This window comes from Pseudomonas rhodesiae (genome assembly GCF_013285305.1).
In the GTDB taxonomy this organism is placed as follows: domain Bacteria; phylum Pseudomonadota; class Gammaproteobacteria; order Pseudomonadales; family Pseudomonadaceae; genus Aquipseudomonas; species Aquipseudomonas rhodesiae.
Window position 1 is genome coordinate 5,014,688 of sequence record NZ_CP054205.1, and the last position, 19,167, is coordinate 5,033,854.

The 19,167-nt window shown below is 55.7% G+C and carries 12 protein-coding genes, 2 tRNA genes, 3 rRNA genes and 1 pseudogene; 3 read left to right on the forward strand and 15 right to left on the reverse strand.

Annotated features, from left to right (window positions below; translation table 11 throughout):
* Positions 1-21: 21 nt before the first annotated feature.
* The 14 genes from rrf to mrcB all read right to left on the reverse strand — a co-directional run bounded on the left by rrf (position 22) and on the right by mrcB (position 15,590).
* Positions 22-137 (reverse strand): 5S ribosomal RNA (gene rrf / locus HRH33_RS22710).
* 151 nt (positions 138-288) lie between these two features.
* Positions 289-3,180, reverse strand: a 23S ribosomal RNA gene (locus HRH33_RS22715).
* A 247-nt stretch (positions 3,181-3,427) separates the two neighbouring features.
* Positions 3,428-3,503: transfer RNA gene (locus HRH33_RS22720), tRNA-Ala, on the reverse strand.
* Between the two features lie 30 nt (positions 3,504-3,533).
* Positions 3,534-3,610: transfer RNA gene (locus tag HRH33_RS22725), tRNA-Ile, on the reverse strand.
* An 81-nt stretch (positions 3,611-3,691) separates the two neighbouring features.
* Positions 3,692-5,228 (reverse strand): 16S ribosomal RNA (locus HRH33_RS22730).
* The 16S, 23S and 5S rRNA genes sit together here with 2 tRNA genes alongside, the layout of an rRNA operon.
* Before the next feature lie 545 nt (positions 5,229-5,773).
* Positions 5,774-6,394 carry a protein-methionine-sulfoxide reductase heme-binding subunit MsrQ gene (gene msrQ, locus HRH33_RS22735; protein WP_034139296.1) on the reverse strand — a complete coding sequence of 207 codons (621 nt, stop codon included), beginning with the start codon at positions 6,392-6,394 and terminating at the stop codon, positions 5,774-5,776.
* Complete coding sequence (gene msrP, locus HRH33_RS22740; protein WP_034139297.1) at positions 6,394-7,407, reverse strand: protein-methionine-sulfoxide reductase catalytic subunit MsrP; 1,014 nt, start codon at positions 7,405-7,407, stop codon at positions 6,394-6,396. Before msrP ends, msrQ begins: the two co-directional genes overlap by 1 nt.
* Positions 7,408-7,470: 63 nt before the next feature.
* Entirely contained in the window at positions 7,471-8,328 is an 858-nt protein-coding gene (gene pssA, locus HRH33_RS22745) for a CDP-diacylglycerol--serine O-phosphatidyltransferase (RefSeq protein WP_034139298.1), read from the reverse strand.
* A gap of 143 nt (positions 8,329-8,471) precedes the next feature.
* Positions 8,472-9,488, reverse strand: coding sequence for a ketol-acid reductoisomerase (gene ilvC, locus HRH33_RS22750; RefSeq protein WP_003194132.1), 1,017 nt, complete (start codon positions 9,486-9,488; stop codon positions 8,472-8,474).
* Positions 9,489-9,535: 47 nt separating this feature from the next.
* Complete coding sequence (gene ilvN, locus HRH33_RS22755; RefSeq protein WP_003176102.1) at positions 9,536-10,027, reverse strand: acetolactate synthase small subunit; 492 nt, start codon at positions 10,025-10,027, stop codon at positions 9,536-9,538.
* Between the two features lie 2 nt (positions 10,028-10,029).
* Positions 10,030-11,754 carry an acetolactate synthase 3 large subunit gene (locus tag HRH33_RS22760; RefSeq protein WP_034100944.1) on the reverse strand — a complete coding sequence of 575 codons (1,725 nt, stop codon included), beginning with the start codon at positions 11,752-11,754 and terminating at the stop codon, positions 10,030-10,032.
* 431 nt (positions 11,755-12,185) lie between these two features.
* A complete protein-coding gene (locus HRH33_RS22765; RefSeq protein ID WP_167417904.1) occupies positions 12,186-12,515 on the reverse strand; it encodes a YqcC family protein in 330 nt (109 codons plus the stop codon).
* Positions 12,515-13,249 (reverse strand): tetratricopeptide repeat protein, encoded by a 735-nt coding sequence (locus HRH33_RS22770; RefSeq protein WP_034100657.1) that lies wholly within the window; start codon positions 13,247-13,249, stop codon positions 12,515-12,517. The genes HRH33_RS22765 and HRH33_RS22770 overlap by 1 nt, the downstream gene beginning before the upstream one ends.
* 16 nt (positions 13,250-13,265) lie before the next feature.
* A complete protein-coding gene (mrcB, locus tag HRH33_RS22775) occupies positions 13,266-15,590 on the reverse strand; it encodes a penicillin-binding protein 1B (RefSeq protein WP_034139299.1) in 2,325 nt (774 codons plus the stop codon).
* Positions 15,591-15,708: 118 nt separating this feature from the next.
* Here mrcB and HRH33_RS22780 point away from each other — a divergent pair, with 118 nt between their 5' ends.
* The 3 genes from HRH33_RS22780 to HRH33_RS22790 all read left to right on the forward strand — a co-directional run bounded on the left by HRH33_RS22780 (position 15,709) and on the right by HRH33_RS22790 (position 18,178).
* Entirely contained in the window at positions 15,709-17,265 is a 1,557-nt protein-coding gene (locus tag HRH33_RS22780; RefSeq protein ID WP_167417903.1) for a bifunctional aminoglycoside phosphotransferase/ATP-binding protein, read from the forward strand.
* A 92-nt stretch (positions 17,266-17,357) separates the two neighbouring features.
* Positions 17,358-17,702, forward strand: a complete 345-nt coding sequence (locus HRH33_RS22785) for a pentapeptide repeat-containing protein (protein WP_034139301.1) — start codon at positions 17,358-17,360, stop codon at positions 17,700-17,702.
* Between the two features lie 203 nt (positions 17,703-17,905).
* Positions 17,906-18,178, forward strand: a complete 273-nt coding sequence (locus tag HRH33_RS22790; RefSeq protein WP_034100663.1) for a TfoX/Sxy family protein — start codon at positions 17,906-17,908, stop codon at positions 18,176-18,178.
* A gap of 240 nt (positions 18,179-18,418) precedes the next feature.
* Here HRH33_RS22790 and HRH33_RS22795 read toward each other — a convergent pair.
* Positions 18,419-19,138 (reverse strand): annotated as a pseudogene (locus HRH33_RS22795) (heme ABC transporter ATP-binding protein); the annotation flags it as partial.
* Positions 19,139-19,167 lie beyond the last annotated feature (29 nt).

A 19,167-nucleotide genomic window follows, 5' to 3' on the forward strand; every position in this document is an offset into this window, starting at 1 on the left:
AATTGGGGTTTCGGAATTTAATCTTGACGATGACCTACTCTCACATGGGGAAACCCCACACTACCATCGGCGATGCATCGTTTCACTTCTGAGTTCGGGATGGGATCAGGTGGTTCCAATGCTCTATGGTCGTCAAGAAGTTCGGGTACTGACTCGTGACCTTTTGGCCTCGCTTCAGCAAATTGGGTATGTGACAGCTGTCGGTGTTTTGTGAGCATCGAACTTTCGGTTCATTGCGTCTTCACACACCGCAATCTGGCCTTTCGACTCAAATTGCTTGGGTGTTATATGGTCAAGCCTCACGGGCAATTAGTATTGGTTAGCTCAACGCCTCACAGCGCTTACACACCCAACCTATCAACGTCGTAGTCTTCGACGGCCCTTCAGGGAACTCAAGGTTCCAGTGAGATCTCATCTTGAGGCTAGTTTCCCGCTTAGATGCTTTCAGCGGTTATCTATTCCGAACATAGCTACCCGGCAATGCCACTGGCGTGACAACCGGAACACCAGAGGTTCGTCCACTCCGGTCCTCTCGTACTAGGAGCAGCCCCTCTCAAATCTCAAACGTCCACGGCAGATAGGGACCGAACTGTCTCACGACGTTCTAAACCCAGCTCGCGTACCACTTTAAATGGCGAACAGCCATACCCTTGGGACCGGCTTCAGCCCCAGGATGTGATGAGCCGACATCGAGGTGCCAAACACCGCCGTCGATATGAACTCTTGGGCGGTATCAGCCTGTTATCCCCGGAGTACCTTTTATCCGTTGAGCGATGGCCCTTCCATACAGAACCACCGGATCACTAAGACCTACTTTCGTACCTGCTCGACGTGTCTGTCTCGCAGTCAAGCGCGCTTTTGCCTTTATACTCTACGACCGATTTCCGACCGGTCTGAGCGCACCTTCGTACTCCTCCGTTACTCTTTAGGAGGAGACCGCCCCAGTCAAACTACCCACCATACACTGTCCTCGATCCGGATAACGGACCTGAGTTAGAACCTCAAAGTTGCCAGGGTGGTATTTCAAGGATGGCTCCACGCAGACTGGCGTCCACGCTTCAAAGCCTCCCACCTATCCTACACAAGCAAATTCAAAGTCCAGTGCAAAGCTATAGTAAAGGTTCACGGGGTCTTTCCGTCTAGCCGCGGATACACTGCATCTTCACAGCGATTTCAATTTCACTGAGTCTCGGGTGGAGACAGCGCCGCCATCGTTACGCCATTCGTGCAGGTCGGAACTTACCCGACAAGGAATTTCGCTACCTTAGGACCGTTATAGTTACGGCCGCCGTTTACCGGGGCTTCGATCAAGAGCTTCGCGTTAGCTAACCCCATCAATTAACCTTCCGGCACCGGGCAGGCGTCACACCCTATACGTCCACTTTCGTGTTTGCAGAGTGCTGTGTTTTTAATAAACAGTCGCAGCGGCCTGGTATCTTCGACCGGCATGGGCTTACGGAGCAAGTCCTTCACCCTCACCGGCGCACCTTCTCCCGAAGTTACGGTGCCATTTTGCCTAGTTCCTTCACCCGAGTTCTCTCAAGCGCCTTGGTATTCTCTACCCAACCACCTGTGTCGGTTTGGGGTACGGTTCCTGGTTACCTGAAGCTTAGAAGCTTTTCTTGGAAGCATGGCATCAACCACTTCGTGTTCTAAAAGAACACTCGTCATCAGCTCTCGGCCTTAAGATCCCGGATTTACCTAAGATCTCAGCCTACCACCTTAAACTTGGACAACCAACGCCAAGCTGGCCTAGCCTTCTCCGTCCCTCCATCGCAATAACCAGAAGTACAGGAATATTAACCTGTTTTCCATCGACTACGCTTTTCAGCCTCGCCTTAGGGACCGACTAACCCTGCGTCGATTAACGTTGCGCAGGAAACCTTGGTCTTTCGGCGTGGGTGTTTTTCACACCCATTGTCGTTACTCATGTCAGCATTCGCACTTCTGATACCTCCAGCAAGCTTCTCAACTCACCTTCACAGGCTTACAGAACGCTCCTCTACCGCATCACTTACGTGATACCCGTAGCTTCGGTGTATGGTTTGAGCCCCGTTACATCTTCCGCGCAGGCCGACTCGACTAGTGAGCTATTACGCTTTCTTTAAAGGGTGGCTGCTTCTAAGCCAACCTCCTAGCTGTCTAAGCCTTCCCACATCGTTTCCCACTTAACCATAACTTTGGGACCTTAGCTGACGGTCTGGGTTGTTTCCCTTTTCACGACGGACGTTAGCACCCGCCGTGTGTCTCCCATGCTCGGCACTTGTAGGTATTCGGAGTTTGCATCGGTTTGGTAAGTCGGGATGACCCCCTAGCCGAAACAGTGCTCTACCCCCTACAGTGATACATGAGGCGCTACCTAAATAGCTTTCGAGGAGAACCAGCTATCTCCGAGCTTGATTAGCCTTTCACTCCGATCCACAGGTCATCCGCTAACTTTTCAACGGTAGTCGGTTCGGTCCTCCAGTTAGTGTTACCCAACCTTCAACCTGCCCATGGATAGATCGCCCGGTTTCGGGTCTATTCCCAGCGACTAGACGCCCTATTAAGACTCGCTTTCGCTACGCCTCCCCTATTCGGTTAAGCTCGCCACTGAAAATAAGTCGCTGACCCATTATACAAAAGGTACGCAGTCACAGAACAAAGTCTGCTCCCACTGCTTGTACGCATACGGTTTCAGGATCTATTTCACTCCCCTCTCCGGGGTTCTTTTCGCCTTTCCCTCACGGTACTAGTTCACTATCGGTCAGTCAGTAGTATTTAGCCTTGGAGGATGGTCCCCCCATATTCAGACAAAGTTTCTCGTGCTCCGTCCTACTCGATTTCATGACTAAGAGATTTTCGCGTACAGGGCTATCACCCACTATGGCCGCACTTTCCAGAGCGTTCCGCTAATCTCAAAGCCACTTAAGGGCTAGTCCCCGTTCGCTCGCCACTACTAAGGGAATCTCGGTTGATTTCTTTTCCTCAGGGTACTTAGATGTTTCAGTTCCCCTGGTTCGCTTCTTGCACCTATGTATTCAGTACAAGATAACCATCTTATGATGGCTGGGTTCCCCCATTCAGACATCTCCGGATCAAAGTCTGTTTGCCGACTCCCCGAAGCTTTTCGCAGGCTACCACGTCTTTCATCGCCTCTGACTGCCAAGGCATCCACCGTATGCGCTTCTTCACTTGACCATATAACCCCAAGCAATCTGGTTATACTGTGAAGACGACATTCGCCGAAAATTCGAATTTCTCAACTAAGAGAACTCACAAATTTTACCTTAGCCTGATCCGTTACCAGTGAAAGTAACGTTCAGTCTATCTTTCTATCACATACCCAAATTTTTAAAGAACGAACTAGTCAAAGACTAGAAATCAACATTCACCATCCACACGATGGAATGCTCATTTCTAAGCTTTATACAAACAGAAGCAGTAGTGGTGGAGCCAAGCGGGATCGAACCGCTGACCTCCTGCGTGCAAGGCAGGCGCTCTCCCAGCTGAGCTATGGCCCCGTATTTCTACAGGCGTTTCCCACACAAAATTGGTGGGTCTGGGCAGATTCGAACTGCCGACCTCACCCTTATCAGGGGTGCGCTCTAACCAACTGAGCTACAGACCCAATTTCGGGCTGCTTCTTTCGTCTTCTTCAATGAATCAAGCAATTCGTGTGGGAACTTATGGAGCAGCTGATGTCGTCGATTAAGGAGGTGATCCAGCCGCAGGTTCCCCTACGGCTACCTTGTTACGACTTCACCCCAGTCATGAATCACACCGTGGTAACCGTCCCCCCGAAGGTTAGACTAGCTACTTCTGGTGCAACCCACTCCCATGGTGTGACGGGCGGTGTGTACAAGGCCCGGGAACGTATTCACCGCGACATTCTGATTCGCGATTACTAGCGATTCCGACTTCACGCAGTCGAGTTGCAGACTGCGATCCGGACTACGATCGGTTTTATGGGATTAGCTCCACCTCGCGGCTTGGCAACCCTCTGTACCGACCATTGTAGCACGTGTGTAGCCCAGGCCGTAAGGGCCATGATGACTTGACGTCATCCCCACCTTCCTCCGGTTTGTCACCGGCAGTCTCCTTAGAGTGCCCACCATTACGTGCTGGTAACTAAGGACAAGGGTTGCGCTCGTTACGGGACTTAACCCAACATCTCACGACACGAGCTGACGACAGCCATGCAGCACCTGTCTCAATGTTCCCGAAGGCACCAATCTATCTCTAGAAAGTTCATTGGATGTCAAGGCCTGGTAAGGTTCTTCGCGTTGCTTCGAATTAAACCACATGCTCCACCGCTTGTGCGGGCCCCCGTCAATTCATTTGAGTTTTAACCTTGCGGCCGTACTCCCCAGGCGGTCAACTTAATGCGTTAGCTGCGCCACTAAGAGCTCAAGGCTCCCAACGGCTAGTTGACATCGTTTACGGCGTGGACTACCAGGGTATCTAATCCTGTTTGCTCCCCACGCTTTCGCACCTCAGTGTCAGTATCAGTCCAGGTGGTCGCCTTCGCCACTGGTGTTCCTTCCTATATCTACGCATTTCACCGCTACACAGGAAATTCCACCACCCTCTACCATACTCTAGTCAGTCAGTTTTGAATGCAGTTCCCAGGTTGAGCCCGGGGATTTCACATCCAACTTAACAAACCACCTACGCGCGCTTTACGCCCAGTAATTCCGATTAACGCTTGCACCCTCTGTATTACCGCGGCTGCTGGCACAGAGTTAGCCGGTGCTTATTCTGTCGGTAACGTCAAAACCATCACGTATTAGGTAATGGCCCTTCCTCCCAACTTAAAGTGCTTTACAATCCGAAGACCTTCTTCACACACGCGGCATGGCTGGATCAGGCTTTCGCCCATTGTCCAATATTCCCCACTGCTGCCTCCCGTAGGAGTCTGGACCGTGTCTCAGTTCCAGTGTGACTGATCATCCTCTCAGACCAGTTACGGATCGTCGCCTTGGTGAGCCATTACCCCACCAACTAGCTAATCCGACCTAGGCTCATCTGATAGCGCAAGGCCCGAAGGTCCCCTGCTTTCTCCCGTAGGACGTATGCGGTATTAGCGTTCGTTTCCGAACGTTATCCCCCACTACCAGGCAGATTCCTAGGCATTACTCACCCGTCCGCCGCTCTCAAGAGAAGCAAGCTTCTCTCTACCGCTCGACTTGCATGTGTTAGGCCTGCCGCCAGCGTTCAATCTGAGCCATGATCAAACTCTTCAGTTCAAACATCTTTGGGTTTTTAAGAAACCCTAAACTTGGCTCAGCAATCGTTGGTTACATCTTTGATTTCTCGCGGAGTAACTTGTGATGCTGATAATCTTGTTGACTATCAGTCTGACTCCACAAGCACCCACACGAATTGCTTGATTCAGTTGTTAAAGAGCGGTTGGTTAAGATCTTTCGTCTCAACCGAGGCGCGCATTCTACAGCAGCCTCATTTGCTGTCAAGTGATTATTTTCAGAAGTTTTCGAAGATTTCTTCAACAACTTCAACCACTTGCGCTTCCGATCTCTCGTTAGCGGGAGGCGAATTCTACAGCGTTACACGCTGCTGTCAACACCTCTTTTTCTCCGCTTTCGACCGAGAAGATCGAAACGTTAATAGAGCCAAACAACACTGCTCTACCAACTCCTTCTGGGCTTCGATGAACTGAAGCGATCCGCTGTCGAATCTTGCGTAACCCTTTGTTTACCAAGGAGTTTTCCGTTTCGACTGCGCCGGAAGTGGGGCGAATTATAGACTTCTGGAATCTGCCGTCAAGCGTTAATTACACCTTTTCCGCAGAAGATGGTTTTTTCGCCTTAAGCCGGGGGATACGGCGCATTAAAGGGGGCAGCCGCAACGCCAAAAGCAGCGTCCCTATAAAGGCGTAGATCGCCCACTCCTTCAGATCTGCCCTCACGATCCACAACATATGCAATAAACCAAGACCAAGAATCACATACACAACGCGATGCAGCTTCTTCCAACGAGTACCCAGCCGACGCTGGCTATAGCGATTCGAAGTCACGGCCAAGGCTAACAAGCCCAGGAACCCCAATGCTCCGACGATGATGTAAGGTCGCTTGCGCAACTCCACTCCTAGTTGTGACCAGTCCAATCCTAAGACGAAGACACAATAAGCAGCCAAATGCAGCACCACATAAGCAAAGCACCACAACCCCAACTGCCGACGCACCGCTATCCACCCCGACCACCCAGTCAGCTTCTGCATCGGCGTCATTGCCAGAGTGATCAGCAACAGGACCAACGTGCCCAACCCCAAGCGATCAACCAACACCTTGCCCGGATCAGGCCCCAGCGCAAAACTCCATGCTTGATACAACCACCACAACGGCCATATCGCCACGGCGATAAAAACGCCGACACGCCAGATAGGATGACGCATCAATAGTTCTTCCGCAGATCAAGGCCCGTATAAAGAGAAGCCACCTCTTCCGAGTATCCATTGAACATCTGCGTTTCACGTACGTTAGGACTGAAAAGGCCACTTGGCAGCCGACGCTCCCGCGCCTGAGTCCAACGAGGGTGATCGACAGTGGGATTCACATTTGCATAAAACCCATACTCATCCGCAGCGATGCTTTGCCATGTGGTTTTCGGTTGCTCACTGACCAGGCTGATACGCACAATCGACTTCACACTCTTAAAACCATACTTCCACGGCACAACCAAACGTAACGGCGCGCCATTCTGGTTAGGCAGCTCCCGCCCATACATGCCCACGGCAAGAATCGCCAAAGGGTTCATCGCCTCATCCAAACGCAAGCCTTCCACATAAGGCCAATCGATCAGAGCGAAGCTAGAACGCTGACCCGGCATGCTTTTTGGGTCCTGCAAAGTCTCGAAACGGATGTACTTGGCCTTGGACGTCGGTTCGACCTGCTTAAGCAAAGCGGCAATCGGAAACCCTATCCATGGAATAACCATCGACCACGCCTCGACGCAGCGTAAACGGTAGATTCGTTCTTCCAATTGATAAGGTTTCATGAAGTCTTCAAGGGCATAACGCCCAGGTTTCGCTACCTCACCATCGATCACAACACTCCAGGGCTCAGTCTTGAGCGAACCGGCATTTTTTGCCGGATCTCCCTTGTCGGTACCGAACTCATAGAAGTTGTTGTAGTGGGTTGCGTCCTTAAATGGAGTAATTGCCTCATCTTTGACCGTTACCGCTTGCCACTTTGTAGCAGGCAGCTTTTCGGTGAACCACCCAGGCGCCCTACCCGGTTCGACGTCAGCATAACGCGCAGCATCCTCCGCACTCGCCCAACGTGGAAGACTGCTGGCGGCAATGCCGGCAAGTGCACCACCGAGCAGGCTGCGACGAGAGAGGTAAAAAGATTCAGGCGTGACGTCCGACTCATGGGAATCGGACGCTTTAGGCAATTTGATTAACATGGCAACTCCGCAGCATTGGAGGACTGATGCACCAATAGACTGTGGAGTATGGGGGAAATTACATTAAGGCAACGTTTTGTCCCGACGCAGACGCAGCAAATACTGAATCGGGCCCGACGCGGCATAAACCAGGAATGCCAGCAGCAGAATCCGCGGCGGATCGCTGAACACCACGGCGAACACCAACACCACGACAAGAATCGCCACGAAAGGCACACGCCCCTTGAGGTCCAGCTCCTTGAAGCTGTTGTATTTGATGTTGCTGACCATCAACATCCCGGCAGCCGCCACCATCAAGGCCACCAGGAACGACATTTTCGACCCCTGGATACCGTAATCACTGAATGCCCAGACGATACCCGCCACCACTCCCGCAGCAGCCGGACTGGCCAAGCCGATAAAGTAACGCTTGTCCGCGGTACCCACTTGGGTATTGAAACGCGCCAGACGCAACGCGGCACCCGCGACATAGATAAAGGCAACCATCCAGCCAACCTTGCCCATATCACCCAGCGCCCAGGCGAACGCCAGCAATGCAGGGGCGACGCCGAATGCCACCATGTCCGACAGCGAGTCGTACTCGGCACCAAATGCACTTTGCGTATTGGTCATCCGCGCTACACGACCATCCAGACCATCAAGCACCATGGCCACAAAAATCGCGATAGCAGCAAAACCGAAATATTTGCTGGCACTCGCCGCGTCACCCGCCGCCAGCGCACTTTGGGCGCTCATGGAGTTGATGATCGAGTAGAAGCCGGCGAACAGGTTCGCGGTGGTAAACAGGTTAGGCAGAAGATAGATGCCACGATGCCGGACCTTGCGGCCTTCCGCGTCATGCCCTTCTTCGACATGCTCATCGATTGGCAGCAGGCTTTCGGCGTCAGAAGCCTGGCTTGGCTCTTCGGGACGTTCGCTCATGGACTTTACCTTGCAACAGTTTGAAAAATTCGACAAAGACGTGCGGCGAGTGTTCGCCAGCAAACGATGCAGCTTTATACCAGAACCGGCCAGCCAAACGAAAAAACGCGGCCTAGGCCGCGTTTTTCTTTGATGCGTACGACTTAGTTTTTGGCTTTGTCGACGATCTTGTTGGCACCGATCCACGGCATCATGGAGCGCAGTTGCTCGCCGATGACTTCGATACCGTGAGCAGCGTTATTACGACGCTTAGCGGTCATCGAAGGGTAGCCGGTAGCGCCTTCGCTGATGAACATTTTGGCGTACTCGCCGTCCTGAATGCGTTTCAGGGCATTGCGCATGGCCTGACGGGACTCGGCGTTGATCACTTCGGGACCAGTCACATACTCGCCATACTCGGCGTTGTTGGAGATCGAGTAGTTCATGTTGGCGATCCCGCCTTCGTACATGAGGTCAACGATCAGCTTCAGTTCGTGCAGGCATTCGAAGTAGGCCATTTCCGGCGCATAGCCAGCTTCAACCAGGGTTTCGAAACCAGCTTTTACCAGTTCAACGGTACCGCCGCACAGAACAGCTTGTTCGCCGAACAGGTCGGTTTCAGTTTCGTCTTTAAAGGTGGTTTCGATGATGCCGGTACGACCGCCACCAACGCCAGCAGCGTAGGACAGCGCAACGTTCTTGGCGTTGCCCGATGCGTCTTGGTAGATCGCGATCAGGTCAGGAATACCGCCGCCTTTGACGAACTCGGAGCGTACGGTATGGCCCGGCGCTTTCGGCGCAATCATGATCACGTCGAGGTCGGCGCGTGGCACAACCTGGTTGTAGTGAATCGCGAAGCCATGGGAGAAGGCCAGGGTGGCGCCTTTTTTGATGTTCGGCTCGATTTCGTTCTTGTACAGCGAGGACTGGAACTCGTCCGGGGTCAGGATCATGACCAGGTCGGCAGCAGCAACTGCGGAAGCAACGTCAGTCACTTTCAGGCCATGAGCTTCAGCCTTGGCTACGGTGGCCGAGCCTTTGCGCAGACCAACAGTCACGTCAACGCCGGAGTCTTTCAGGTTGCAGGCTTGCGCGTGACCTTGGGAGCCGTAGCCGATGATGGCGACTTTCTTGCCCTGGATGATCGACAGGTCACAATCTTTATCGTAATAAACTTTCATGAGGTTCCTCTATATATCCAGGCCTTAAGGCCATTCGCTAATTTGGGTTAGATGCTGAGTACTTTGTCGCCACGGGCTATCCCGGTGACACCACTGCGTACGGTTTCCAGAATCGAGGCCGTCCCGATCGACTGGATGAAGCTGTCCAGTTTGTCGCTGGTGCCGGTCAGTTGAACGGTATAAACGCTGGCGCTCACATCGACGATCTGCCCGCGATAGATGTCGGTAGTCCGCTTGATCTCGGCACGTTGGGCGCCCGTGGCCTTGACTTTAACCAGCATCAGCTCGCGCTCGATGTGAGCGCTTTCCGATAGGTCGACCAGCTTGACCACTTCGATCAGCTTATTGAGGTTCTTGGTGATCTGCTCGATCACCTCATCGTGGCCTACAGTGGTCAATGTCAGACGCGACAGAGTCGGGTCTTCGGTCGGCGCCACTGTCAGGCTTTCGATGTTGTAGTTACGTTGCGAAAACAGGCCGACAACACGAGACAGAGCGCCGGGTTCGTTCTCAAGAAGCAGGGAGATGATATGCCGCATGATTACGTACGCTCCGTCTTGTTCAGCCACATGTCGCGCATAGAGCCGTCTTTGATCTGCATCGGGTAGACGTGCTCGCTGGTATCCACCTGAATATCGATGAACACCAGACGATCCTTCATGGCGAACGCCTCTTCCATCTTCGGCTTCAGATCTTTCGGATCAGTGATGCGAATGCCAACGTGGCCATAGGCTTCAACCAATTTGATGAAATCTGGCAGCGACTCCATATAGGAATGGGAGTGACGGCTGTTGTAACTCATGTCCTGCCATTGACGCACCATGCCCAGCACGCCGTTGTTCAAGCAGACGATCTTGACCGGCAGACCGTACTGCAGGCACGTCGACAGTTCCTGGATGTTCATCTGGATGCTGCCTTCACCGGTGACGCACGCAACATCGGCGTCCGGGAAACTCAGCTTCACTCCCATGGCCGCGGGAAACCCAAAGCCCATGGTGCCCAGGCCGCCGGAGTTGATCCAGCGGTTCGGCTTGTCGAATTTGTAGTACTGCGCGGCGAACATCTGGTGCTGGCCCACGTCGGAGGTCACAAAGGCGTCGCCCTTGGTCACTTCGCACAGGGTTTCTATCACGGTTTGTGGCTTGATAATGCTGCCGTCACCCTTGTCGTAAGGGAACAGGCCGCGATCGCCGCGCCACTCATCGATCTGCTTCCACCAGCTGGCCACCGACTCCTTGTTAGGCGTCTCGCCGATATCCTTGAGCGCGGCGACCATTTCGGTCAGGACGCTCTCTACAGGCCCCACGATCGGCACGTCGGCCTTGATGGTCTTGGAGATGGACGCCGGATCGATGTCGATATGGATGATCTTGGCATTTGGGCAAAACTTGCTCGCGCCGTTGATAACCCGATCATCGAAACGTGCGCCAACCGCCAGAATGACATCCGCGTGGTGCATGGTGAGGTTAGCGGTGTAGCTGCCGTGCATACCGAGCATGCCGACGAACTGACGGTCCGTACCCGGAAACGCACCGAGCCCCATCAGTGTGTTGGTCACCGGCAAGTTGAGCAGCTTGGCCAGTTCGGTCAGCGGTGCGGAACCGCCGCCCAGGATCACACCACCGCCCGAGTACAACACTGGGCGCTTGGCCGCCAGCAACATCTCTGCGGCCTTGCGGATTTGCCCTGAGTGCCCACGGACCGCCGGGCTGTAGGAACGCAGCTTGGCTTTCTTGGGGAAGACGTATTCGAATTTTTCCGCCGGGTTGGTCATGTCTTTCGGAACATCGACAACGACAGGGCCCGGACGACCGGACTGTGCGAGGTAGAAGGCCTTTTTCATGACTTCCGGGATTTCCGACGGATGCTTGATCATGAAGCTGTGTTTCACGATCGGCCGGGAAATACCGATCATGTCGGTTTCCTGGAACGCATCGGTTCCCACCATGGTGCTGGGCACCTGGCCGGAAATGATCACCATCGGGATGGAGTCCATATAGGCCGTCGCAATGCCGGTAATAGCATTGGTTGCGCCTGGGCCGGAAGTTACCAGCACTACACCGGCTTTACCGGTGGCGCGGGCATAACCGTCAGCCATATGGGTCGCGGCTTGTTCGTGGCGAACCAGGATGTGGGTAACAGCCGGTTCCTTGAACAGCGCGTCGTAAACATGCAGAAGAGCACCACCTGGGTACCCGTAGATATAGTCGACGCCTTCGTCACGCAAAAAGCGGACGAGCATCTCACCACCAGATAAAAGCTCCACGTTGTTCACCTCTAAAACGCCAGAATACCGTCCGTTGAAAACCGACGGGTCTTAATAGGTTTACTTCTCAACAGAGCATGAGCGACGGTGGTCGCCGACTACGTCAGCACTGACTGAGCAAGTATTGGGATCGTCCCAAGTGTTGCGGGCTTTTCCCACCCAGCGCGAGGTAACGCGTTGCGGGTGTAACAGGTCGGCGCGGATGTGCGCCTCATGATCTGCTGAGCGGGCCTGCTTCTGGCAGTCCCGATACAGCGGACTTTGGATTCTTCTGTTTCAGGCCCTTCAAGTCAAGCAATAATTGCGCTTTTTTCCAACTAAGCGCATGAGAACGTAGAAGAAAGGGCCGTGAGGAGGGATAAAACTCGCCTGAATGTCGTCAAGCGGTAGAAATATGCGCAAGACTGCCGAAAAAGCCGGCAGTCAGGCAATTAACGAGCGTCGACGATCAATTGATCGAACTTTTTCAGCGCGTTGCGCAATCCGAGGCTTTCCTGAGGCCGGTCTACATAGACCATCTCGGCCATTTCTAGAATGCCCGACGCGCGTGGCAAAGGCAGATCCTGCTCAAGGATGTGCTTCATGCGCGCCAGGAAGATCCATTGCAGCCACTGGTGGAAATCCAGCGTATCCACCGAAAACGGCTCAATACTGCTGAGTGCTTCAGAGCTGGGGGGAACCTCTTCCCACCAGCCTTGCACGCGCAGTTCACGCTCGATCAGCAATAACTGTTCGGCAATCGCAGGAAAACGCCCATCCATCAGAGGTTAACCTTGGCTTTCTGGCGGGCCTGGGCGGCGCCGGCGGCATCGCCCTGCGCGGCGCGCGCGTCGCCGATCAATGCCCACAGGCTGGCTTGCAGGTCTGGGCGACCGTTGGCCAGGCTCAAACCCCGACGCGCGAATTGTTCGGCCTGCGGCGCGTCGCCCTGAGCCATGCGCACCTGCGCCAAGCGATACAGAACCTGAGGTTCTCGGGGTGCGACACGTTGCGCGCGTTCAAGGCTTGAGGAAGCGCCGTTCAAGTCGCCACCCGCCTGCTGCTGCTGAGCAGTGGTCAACAAAGCCAGCACCGGCCCGTCCAGTTGCTCATCAGCCGACAAGCCGCCTGCATTGGAAGACGACGGAATGCCGCTCGGCGAGGACGGCATGTTATAGGTGCCTTGATTGACCGGCGCCGTCTGAATCGGCGTGGCGTCGATCGGCCCGGAAGTGCTTGGCCCTGGTGTCCACGGCTCGGCACTGATCGGCGCCGAAGTCGCGGCACCGCCGCCGGGCACCATCACCACCACGCCCGAGTCCTGCGGCACCGCTTGAGCCGCGGCCTGGACGGGACGCTTGGTCACGGTTTGGCGGAAGCCGCCATTGGCCGAGATCCGATCGCTATTGGAAACGGCCGTGCTCGAGTCCACCACTGGAATGGAACCGCGTTGCACGCTGGAGCAACCGCCGAGCAAAGCCAGCGCTGTAATAGCTGGAAACCACCACTTGTTCACTTGAAACCCTCTTTGCTTAGTTCATCCAGCCCTTGACCCAGTCCATCACCGATTCTGCGTCAGCAGGGGCACCGCCACCGCACGCTGCACCGGGTGGTGGTTCGCTGCCGCGAATATACGGCATCTGCACCGCGCCCGGGCAGTTGGCATCAGAGCCCTGACCGGTGTGCGGATCGATCCAGGCCTGCACAATGTTATCCGGCTGTGGCATGTTCAACGGGAGCGGGTCAGCCTTGCGCATAAAACTGGTCCAGACCTGCAATGCGCCGGTTGCACCGGTGAACGGCGTCTTGCCATTATCGTCGCGCCCCAGCCATACAACGGCCAGTACATCCTGACCAAAACCGGCGAACCAACTGTCCCGCGAATCGTTACTGGTGCCGGTCTTGCCCGCCAGCGTCAGATTGGACGGCAGCACCTTATAGACCGAACTGCCAGTACCTTCGCGCATGACACGCTGCATGGCGTTCTGGATCAGGTAGATGGAACCCGCGTCGAAACGTTGCTGAATCTGGAAAGGATAGCGCTTGAGCGGCTCCCCTTCGGCCGTCAACACACTGCGGATGCCCCGCATCGGCGTATTGAAGCCACCGTTGGCCAGGGTCTGATACATGGTTGCCACTTCCATCGGCGTCATCGCGCCAGCGCCCAGCAGGATGGATGGAAACGCTGGGAATTCACGGGTAACGCCCAGTCGCGCCAAGGTCTTGAGCACATTCGGCACCCCCACTTCCAGACCGAGGCGAGAGGTGGAAATGTTGTAGGAATGCGCCAAGCCCTGGTAAAGGAATACCGTGCCATGAGAGCGGCGATCGAAGTTCTGCGGGGTCCACACCTGACCATCCCCGCCCTTGACCGACAACGGATCGTCCGAGAGCCAACTGGTGAGCGTGTATTTGCTCGGCTTTTCCAGTGCCGTCAGGTACACCGCCGGCTTGACCAGCGAGCCGATCGGGCGCACAGCATCCAAGGCGCGGTTGAACCCGGCAAAGCTGGCCTGGCGACTGCCGATCATGGCCTGCACTTCACCCGTTTCAGGGTTGGTCACCACCATTGCGGCTTCCACTTCGTCGGAACCTTTGCGCCCGGTCAGACGCTTGAAGGTGTCATTGACCGACGCTTCAGCCTTCATCTGCAGGATCGGGTCAAAACTGGTGAAGATTCGCAGCCCCTCCTCGGTCAAGTCTTCGTCGCGATAGTCTTCACGCAGCTGGCGTTTGACCAGATCGATAAAGCCTGGGAATGAGCTGTCCGCCAACTTGCCTCGGGAGGTCACGCCCAATGGCATTTTCTTGGCCGCGGCAACCTGTTCGGCGCTAGCAACGCCCTGCTGCTCCAGCACGTCCAGCACCAGGTTGCGGCGCTCCAGCGCACGCTCCGGGTTGCGACGCGGATTGTAATAGGAAGGCCCCTTGACCATGCCGACCAGCAGCGCGACCTGGTGCAGCTTCAATTCGGACAGCGGCTGGCCGAAGAAGAACTGACTGGCCAAGCCGAAACCGTGCACTGCGCGCTGACCATCCTGGCCGACGAACACCTCATTAAGGTAAGCCTCAAGGATTTCCTGCTTGCTGTAATGCAGTTCAAGCAGCATCGCCATCATGGCTTCGGTGAGCTTACGGGTCAGGCTGCGCTCGTTGGTCAGGTAGAAGTTCTTAACCAATTGTTGCGTCAGCGTACTGCCGCCCTGGGTCATTTTGCCGCCAGAGGTGTTCACCCAGATCGCGCGGGCAATCGACTTGGGCGAGACGCCCCAGTGGCTGTAAAAATCGCGATCCTCTACTGCAACCAAGGTTTCCAGCAGGTAAGGCGGCACCTGATCCAGCTTGATCAGGATGCGATCTTCAAGGTTTTTGGGGTAAATACCGCCGATCATCAGCGGTTCCAAACGAACCACGGGCAGTTTGGATCCATTGAGCGACGACAGTTCGGCCACATAATCGCCGGAGAAGCGCACGCGTACCGGCTGAGGCTTTTCCAGGCCCTCATAGAATTGGAAGCCACGGGTGTTCAAGTCGACCGTGTTACCACTGACGGCGGCGGCCCCCGGGCCATTGCTGACCGGTTCACGACGATAACCGAGCGCGTCGAGCTCGGTGAGGAAATCATCCTTGCTCAGCTTCTGACCAGTAAACAGCTCCAGCGGGCGGGCGTAGACCTTGGCCGGGATAGTCCAACGTTTACCAGAGAACTTCTCTTGGACCACGGCGTCGAGGTACACCGCAAAGCCGGCGAGCACTACAAGACCGACAAGGCCGAGCTTGAGCGCCCAGCCCAACCAGGGGCGCAGGCTGCGGGAAGGTGTTTTTTTACGGGAGCGGGGAGATCGGGTTCGAGTCATGGCGGCGGATTATACGCACTTTATCGATGATCAACATGAGCCGGACAGCGGTTTGCACGACCGCCTACAGCGGCCATAATGCCCGACATGATTTCCCCAAGACTCTGAAGGATCGCCCGTGAGCCAGTCCCTGATCGCAGCCCTGCAAGACCCGGCGTTGTACCCCCATCCGGTAGAAGCGTTCCAAGTCATCGAAACCCATATCTCCTGGGTCATTTTGACCGGCCCTTATGCTTATAAATTGAAGAAACCGATGAACTTCGGCTTTCTGGACTTCACCGCCCTGGAAGATCGCGGCCATTTCTGCAACGAGGAATTGCGCCTCAACCAACGCCTGACCCAGGATTTGTACCTGGAAGTACTGCCGATCACCGGCACCGCCGAATCGCCACAACTGGGCGGTGAAGGGCCTGTGATCGAATACGCGCTGAAGATGCGTCAGTTTCCCCAAAGCCAACTGCTCAGCACCTTGCAGGCCAATGGCGAACTGACCGCTGCGCACATCGATGAAATGGCCCGGCAGATCGCGCACTTTCACCTCAGCGCCCCTCATGTACCGCAAGCTCACCCCGCCGGGACCCCGGACGAGGTGATGGCGCCGGTGCGACAGAACTTCGAGCAGATCCGCCCGTTCCTCAGCGACAAGGCCGACCTGGCTCAACTCGACGCCTTGCAAGCCTGGGCCGAAAGCAGCTTCGAACGCCTCAAGCCGCTAATCGCGCAGCGCAAGCTCGATGGGTTCACCCGCGAGTGCCACGGTGATATCCACTTGGGCAACGCGACCCTGATCGATGGGCAAGTGGTGATCTTCGACTGCATTGAGTTCAACGAACCGTTTCGCTTCACTGACGTTTACGCCGACACCGGTTTCCTGGCCATGGACCTGGAAGACCGCGGCCTCAAGTCCCTGGCTCGCCGCTTCATCAGTCAGTACCTGGAACTGACCGGCGACTACCAGGGCCTTGAGTTGCTGAATTTCTACAAAGCCTACCGTGCCCTGGTCCGCGCCAAAGTCGCGCTGTTCAGCATGCCGAGCGAAGCCAGCCCGGTGCAACGGGCCACCACCCTGCGCCAATATCGCAACTACGCCAATCTGGCGGAAGGCTACAGCACCATTCCATCGCGCTTTCTGGCGATCACCCACGGCGTCTCGGCCGTCGGCAAAAGCCACGTCGCCATGCGCCTGGTGGAAGCCTTGGGTGCTGTGCGCCTGCGGTCGGATGTAGAACGCAAACGCCTGTTCGGTGAACAGCAGGTAGAAAACACACCTCAGGCGGGCATCTATGCCGCCGACGCCAGCACCAAGACCTACGCACGCCTGAATGAAATCGCCAACATCGTGCTGCGCGCCGGTTTCCCGGTGGTGCTGGACGCGACGTTCCTCAAACGTGAACAACGCGATGCTGCCGCCAAGGTCGCCGAAGCCACTGGTGCGCCGTTTCTGATTCTGGATTGCAATGCGCCACAAGCGGTTATTGCCAGTTGGTTGGCGCAACGCCAGGCGGAACAAAACGACCCGTCCGACGCGACCCTGGCAGTTATCAAGGAACAGCAGGCCCATCGCGATCCCCTCACGCCTGAAGAGTTATTGCAGAGCAAGCGGGTGGAAACCAATCAAAGCGGAACCCTGGATGCACTGGTCGCGCAAATTCGTCAGCGTCTGCCAGGCTTGTAAGAAAAATTTATTGGTCGCGTCGTCTACTTAAACGCGCGACCGCACAATAGTGGCACTATAATGGCGTCATAAGTCCAACAGGAGTCGTTTTCATGAGTAAGCCTAAGCTTCTTGATACACCGCTCTACGCGCTCCTGCACAAAGACGATATTCGCGGCTTCAACCAAGAGCGCCCTACCGAAGGTGTCATCGATATGCGCGGAGGCGATTTCCGCGGTTTGGACCTGCGCGACCTGAACGCCAGCGGCGTGGATTTCACCGACGCGTATTTCCGCTCTGCCGACCTACGCGGCCTGGATTTGCGTGGCTGCTCGCTGGAAGGCGCCAGCCTTGCCCATGCGCAGATTTCCGGCACCTACTTCCCACCTGAACTGACCGCAGATGAGATCCTGATGTCGGTCAACTTCGGCACTCGCCTGCGTTACCGCACCAAGTGAACCTCAAGGTCCAGGCCCCGGTTATGCGCCAGCGTAACCGGAGCCTTGGGACTGCGCGCGTCAAAGTTACAGCGTCAGGCTTATAAGCTTTTGAGCCGTATCAGAGCAAAGAACTGCACTTTTCCTACTGAACGCTACACTCCTTTTCAGGCCTGTCTGGTCACGATACCCACCGCACCGTTCGGCCGTCGCAAGGAGGCTTGATGAACGATGAGCTGCAACACCTGAAAAACCTCGGCAAGACCTCAGCGCAGTGGCTGCATGCAGTGGGCATCCACAGTGCATCGGACCTGCGCCGCCTGGGGGCGGTCGATGCCTATCGAGCAGTGAGGACTCGCGGATTTCGGGCATCGAAAGTGTTGTTGTATGCGATCGAAGGGGCCTTGCTGGATGTGCACTGGAACGATATCCCTGCCGAACGCAAGGAAGCCCTGAATCGCCAGTTGGAGGCGGTGTCGTCTCGCCCGAAGAGTTGAGCCTGGCTAGATCTCGCCACTCGGCGTTTCGAACGAGCGTTTGAGAAAACTTCAGGCGACCGCAAAAACAACGGTTGACTCTCAAATGAGAATCGTTATGATTATCACAACTGGTCGCGAGATCAGCCGATAACTGAAAGGCCCTTGGTTCGGACTCTCAGATTATCTCCTCATCAGGCTAATCACGGTTATTTGACCCGGCTTTTGCCGGGTCTTTTTTTGCCTGATAGAAATCCCATTTCAGCGCGCGATGACCAATGGATGCCCACGCTCCGGATGCGGCTGCACCAACACTTCAAGGCCGAATACTGCCTTGACGATCTCAGGCTGCAGCACCTGGGTCGGCGTGCCCAAGGCGTAGGGACGTCCCTGCTCCAGGAGCAGCATCCTGTCGCAGTAACGCGCCGCCAGGTTCAGGTCATGCAGGATCACCAGCACCGCCGCTCCGCGGTCAGCAAAGGCACGTATTGCCTGCAGGATGGTGTGTTGGTGCAAGGGGTCGAGCATCGATGTGGGCTCATCCAGCAGCAATGTCTGCCCCGCCTCACCCGGCCACAATTGCGCCAATACCCGTGCCAGGTGCACGCGCTGGCGCTCACCGCCCGATAAGGCCAGATAATTGCGACCGCTCAGGTGCCCGACATCCGCCGCCTGCAACGCCGCAGCTATGATCTGCTCGTCACGGGTTTTGCCGGTCTGATGGGGCAGGCGCCCCATACCCACCACCTCTTCGACACGGAAAGCAAAATCCAGGGTGGAGGTTTGCGGCAACACTGCCAGGCGCCGAGCACGCTGTGCCCCGCTCCATGCGCTCAAAGCCTGCTGATCCAGCCAGACATTGCCCTGATCTTCTTGCAACTCACCGCTCAAGGTACTCAACAGTGTGCTTTTGCCGGCGCCATTGGGCCCCAGCACGCCGAGCACTTCGCCCGGCAGCAGATCGAGGGTTATGTCCGCCAATACGACTTTGCGGTCACGACGGACCTGTA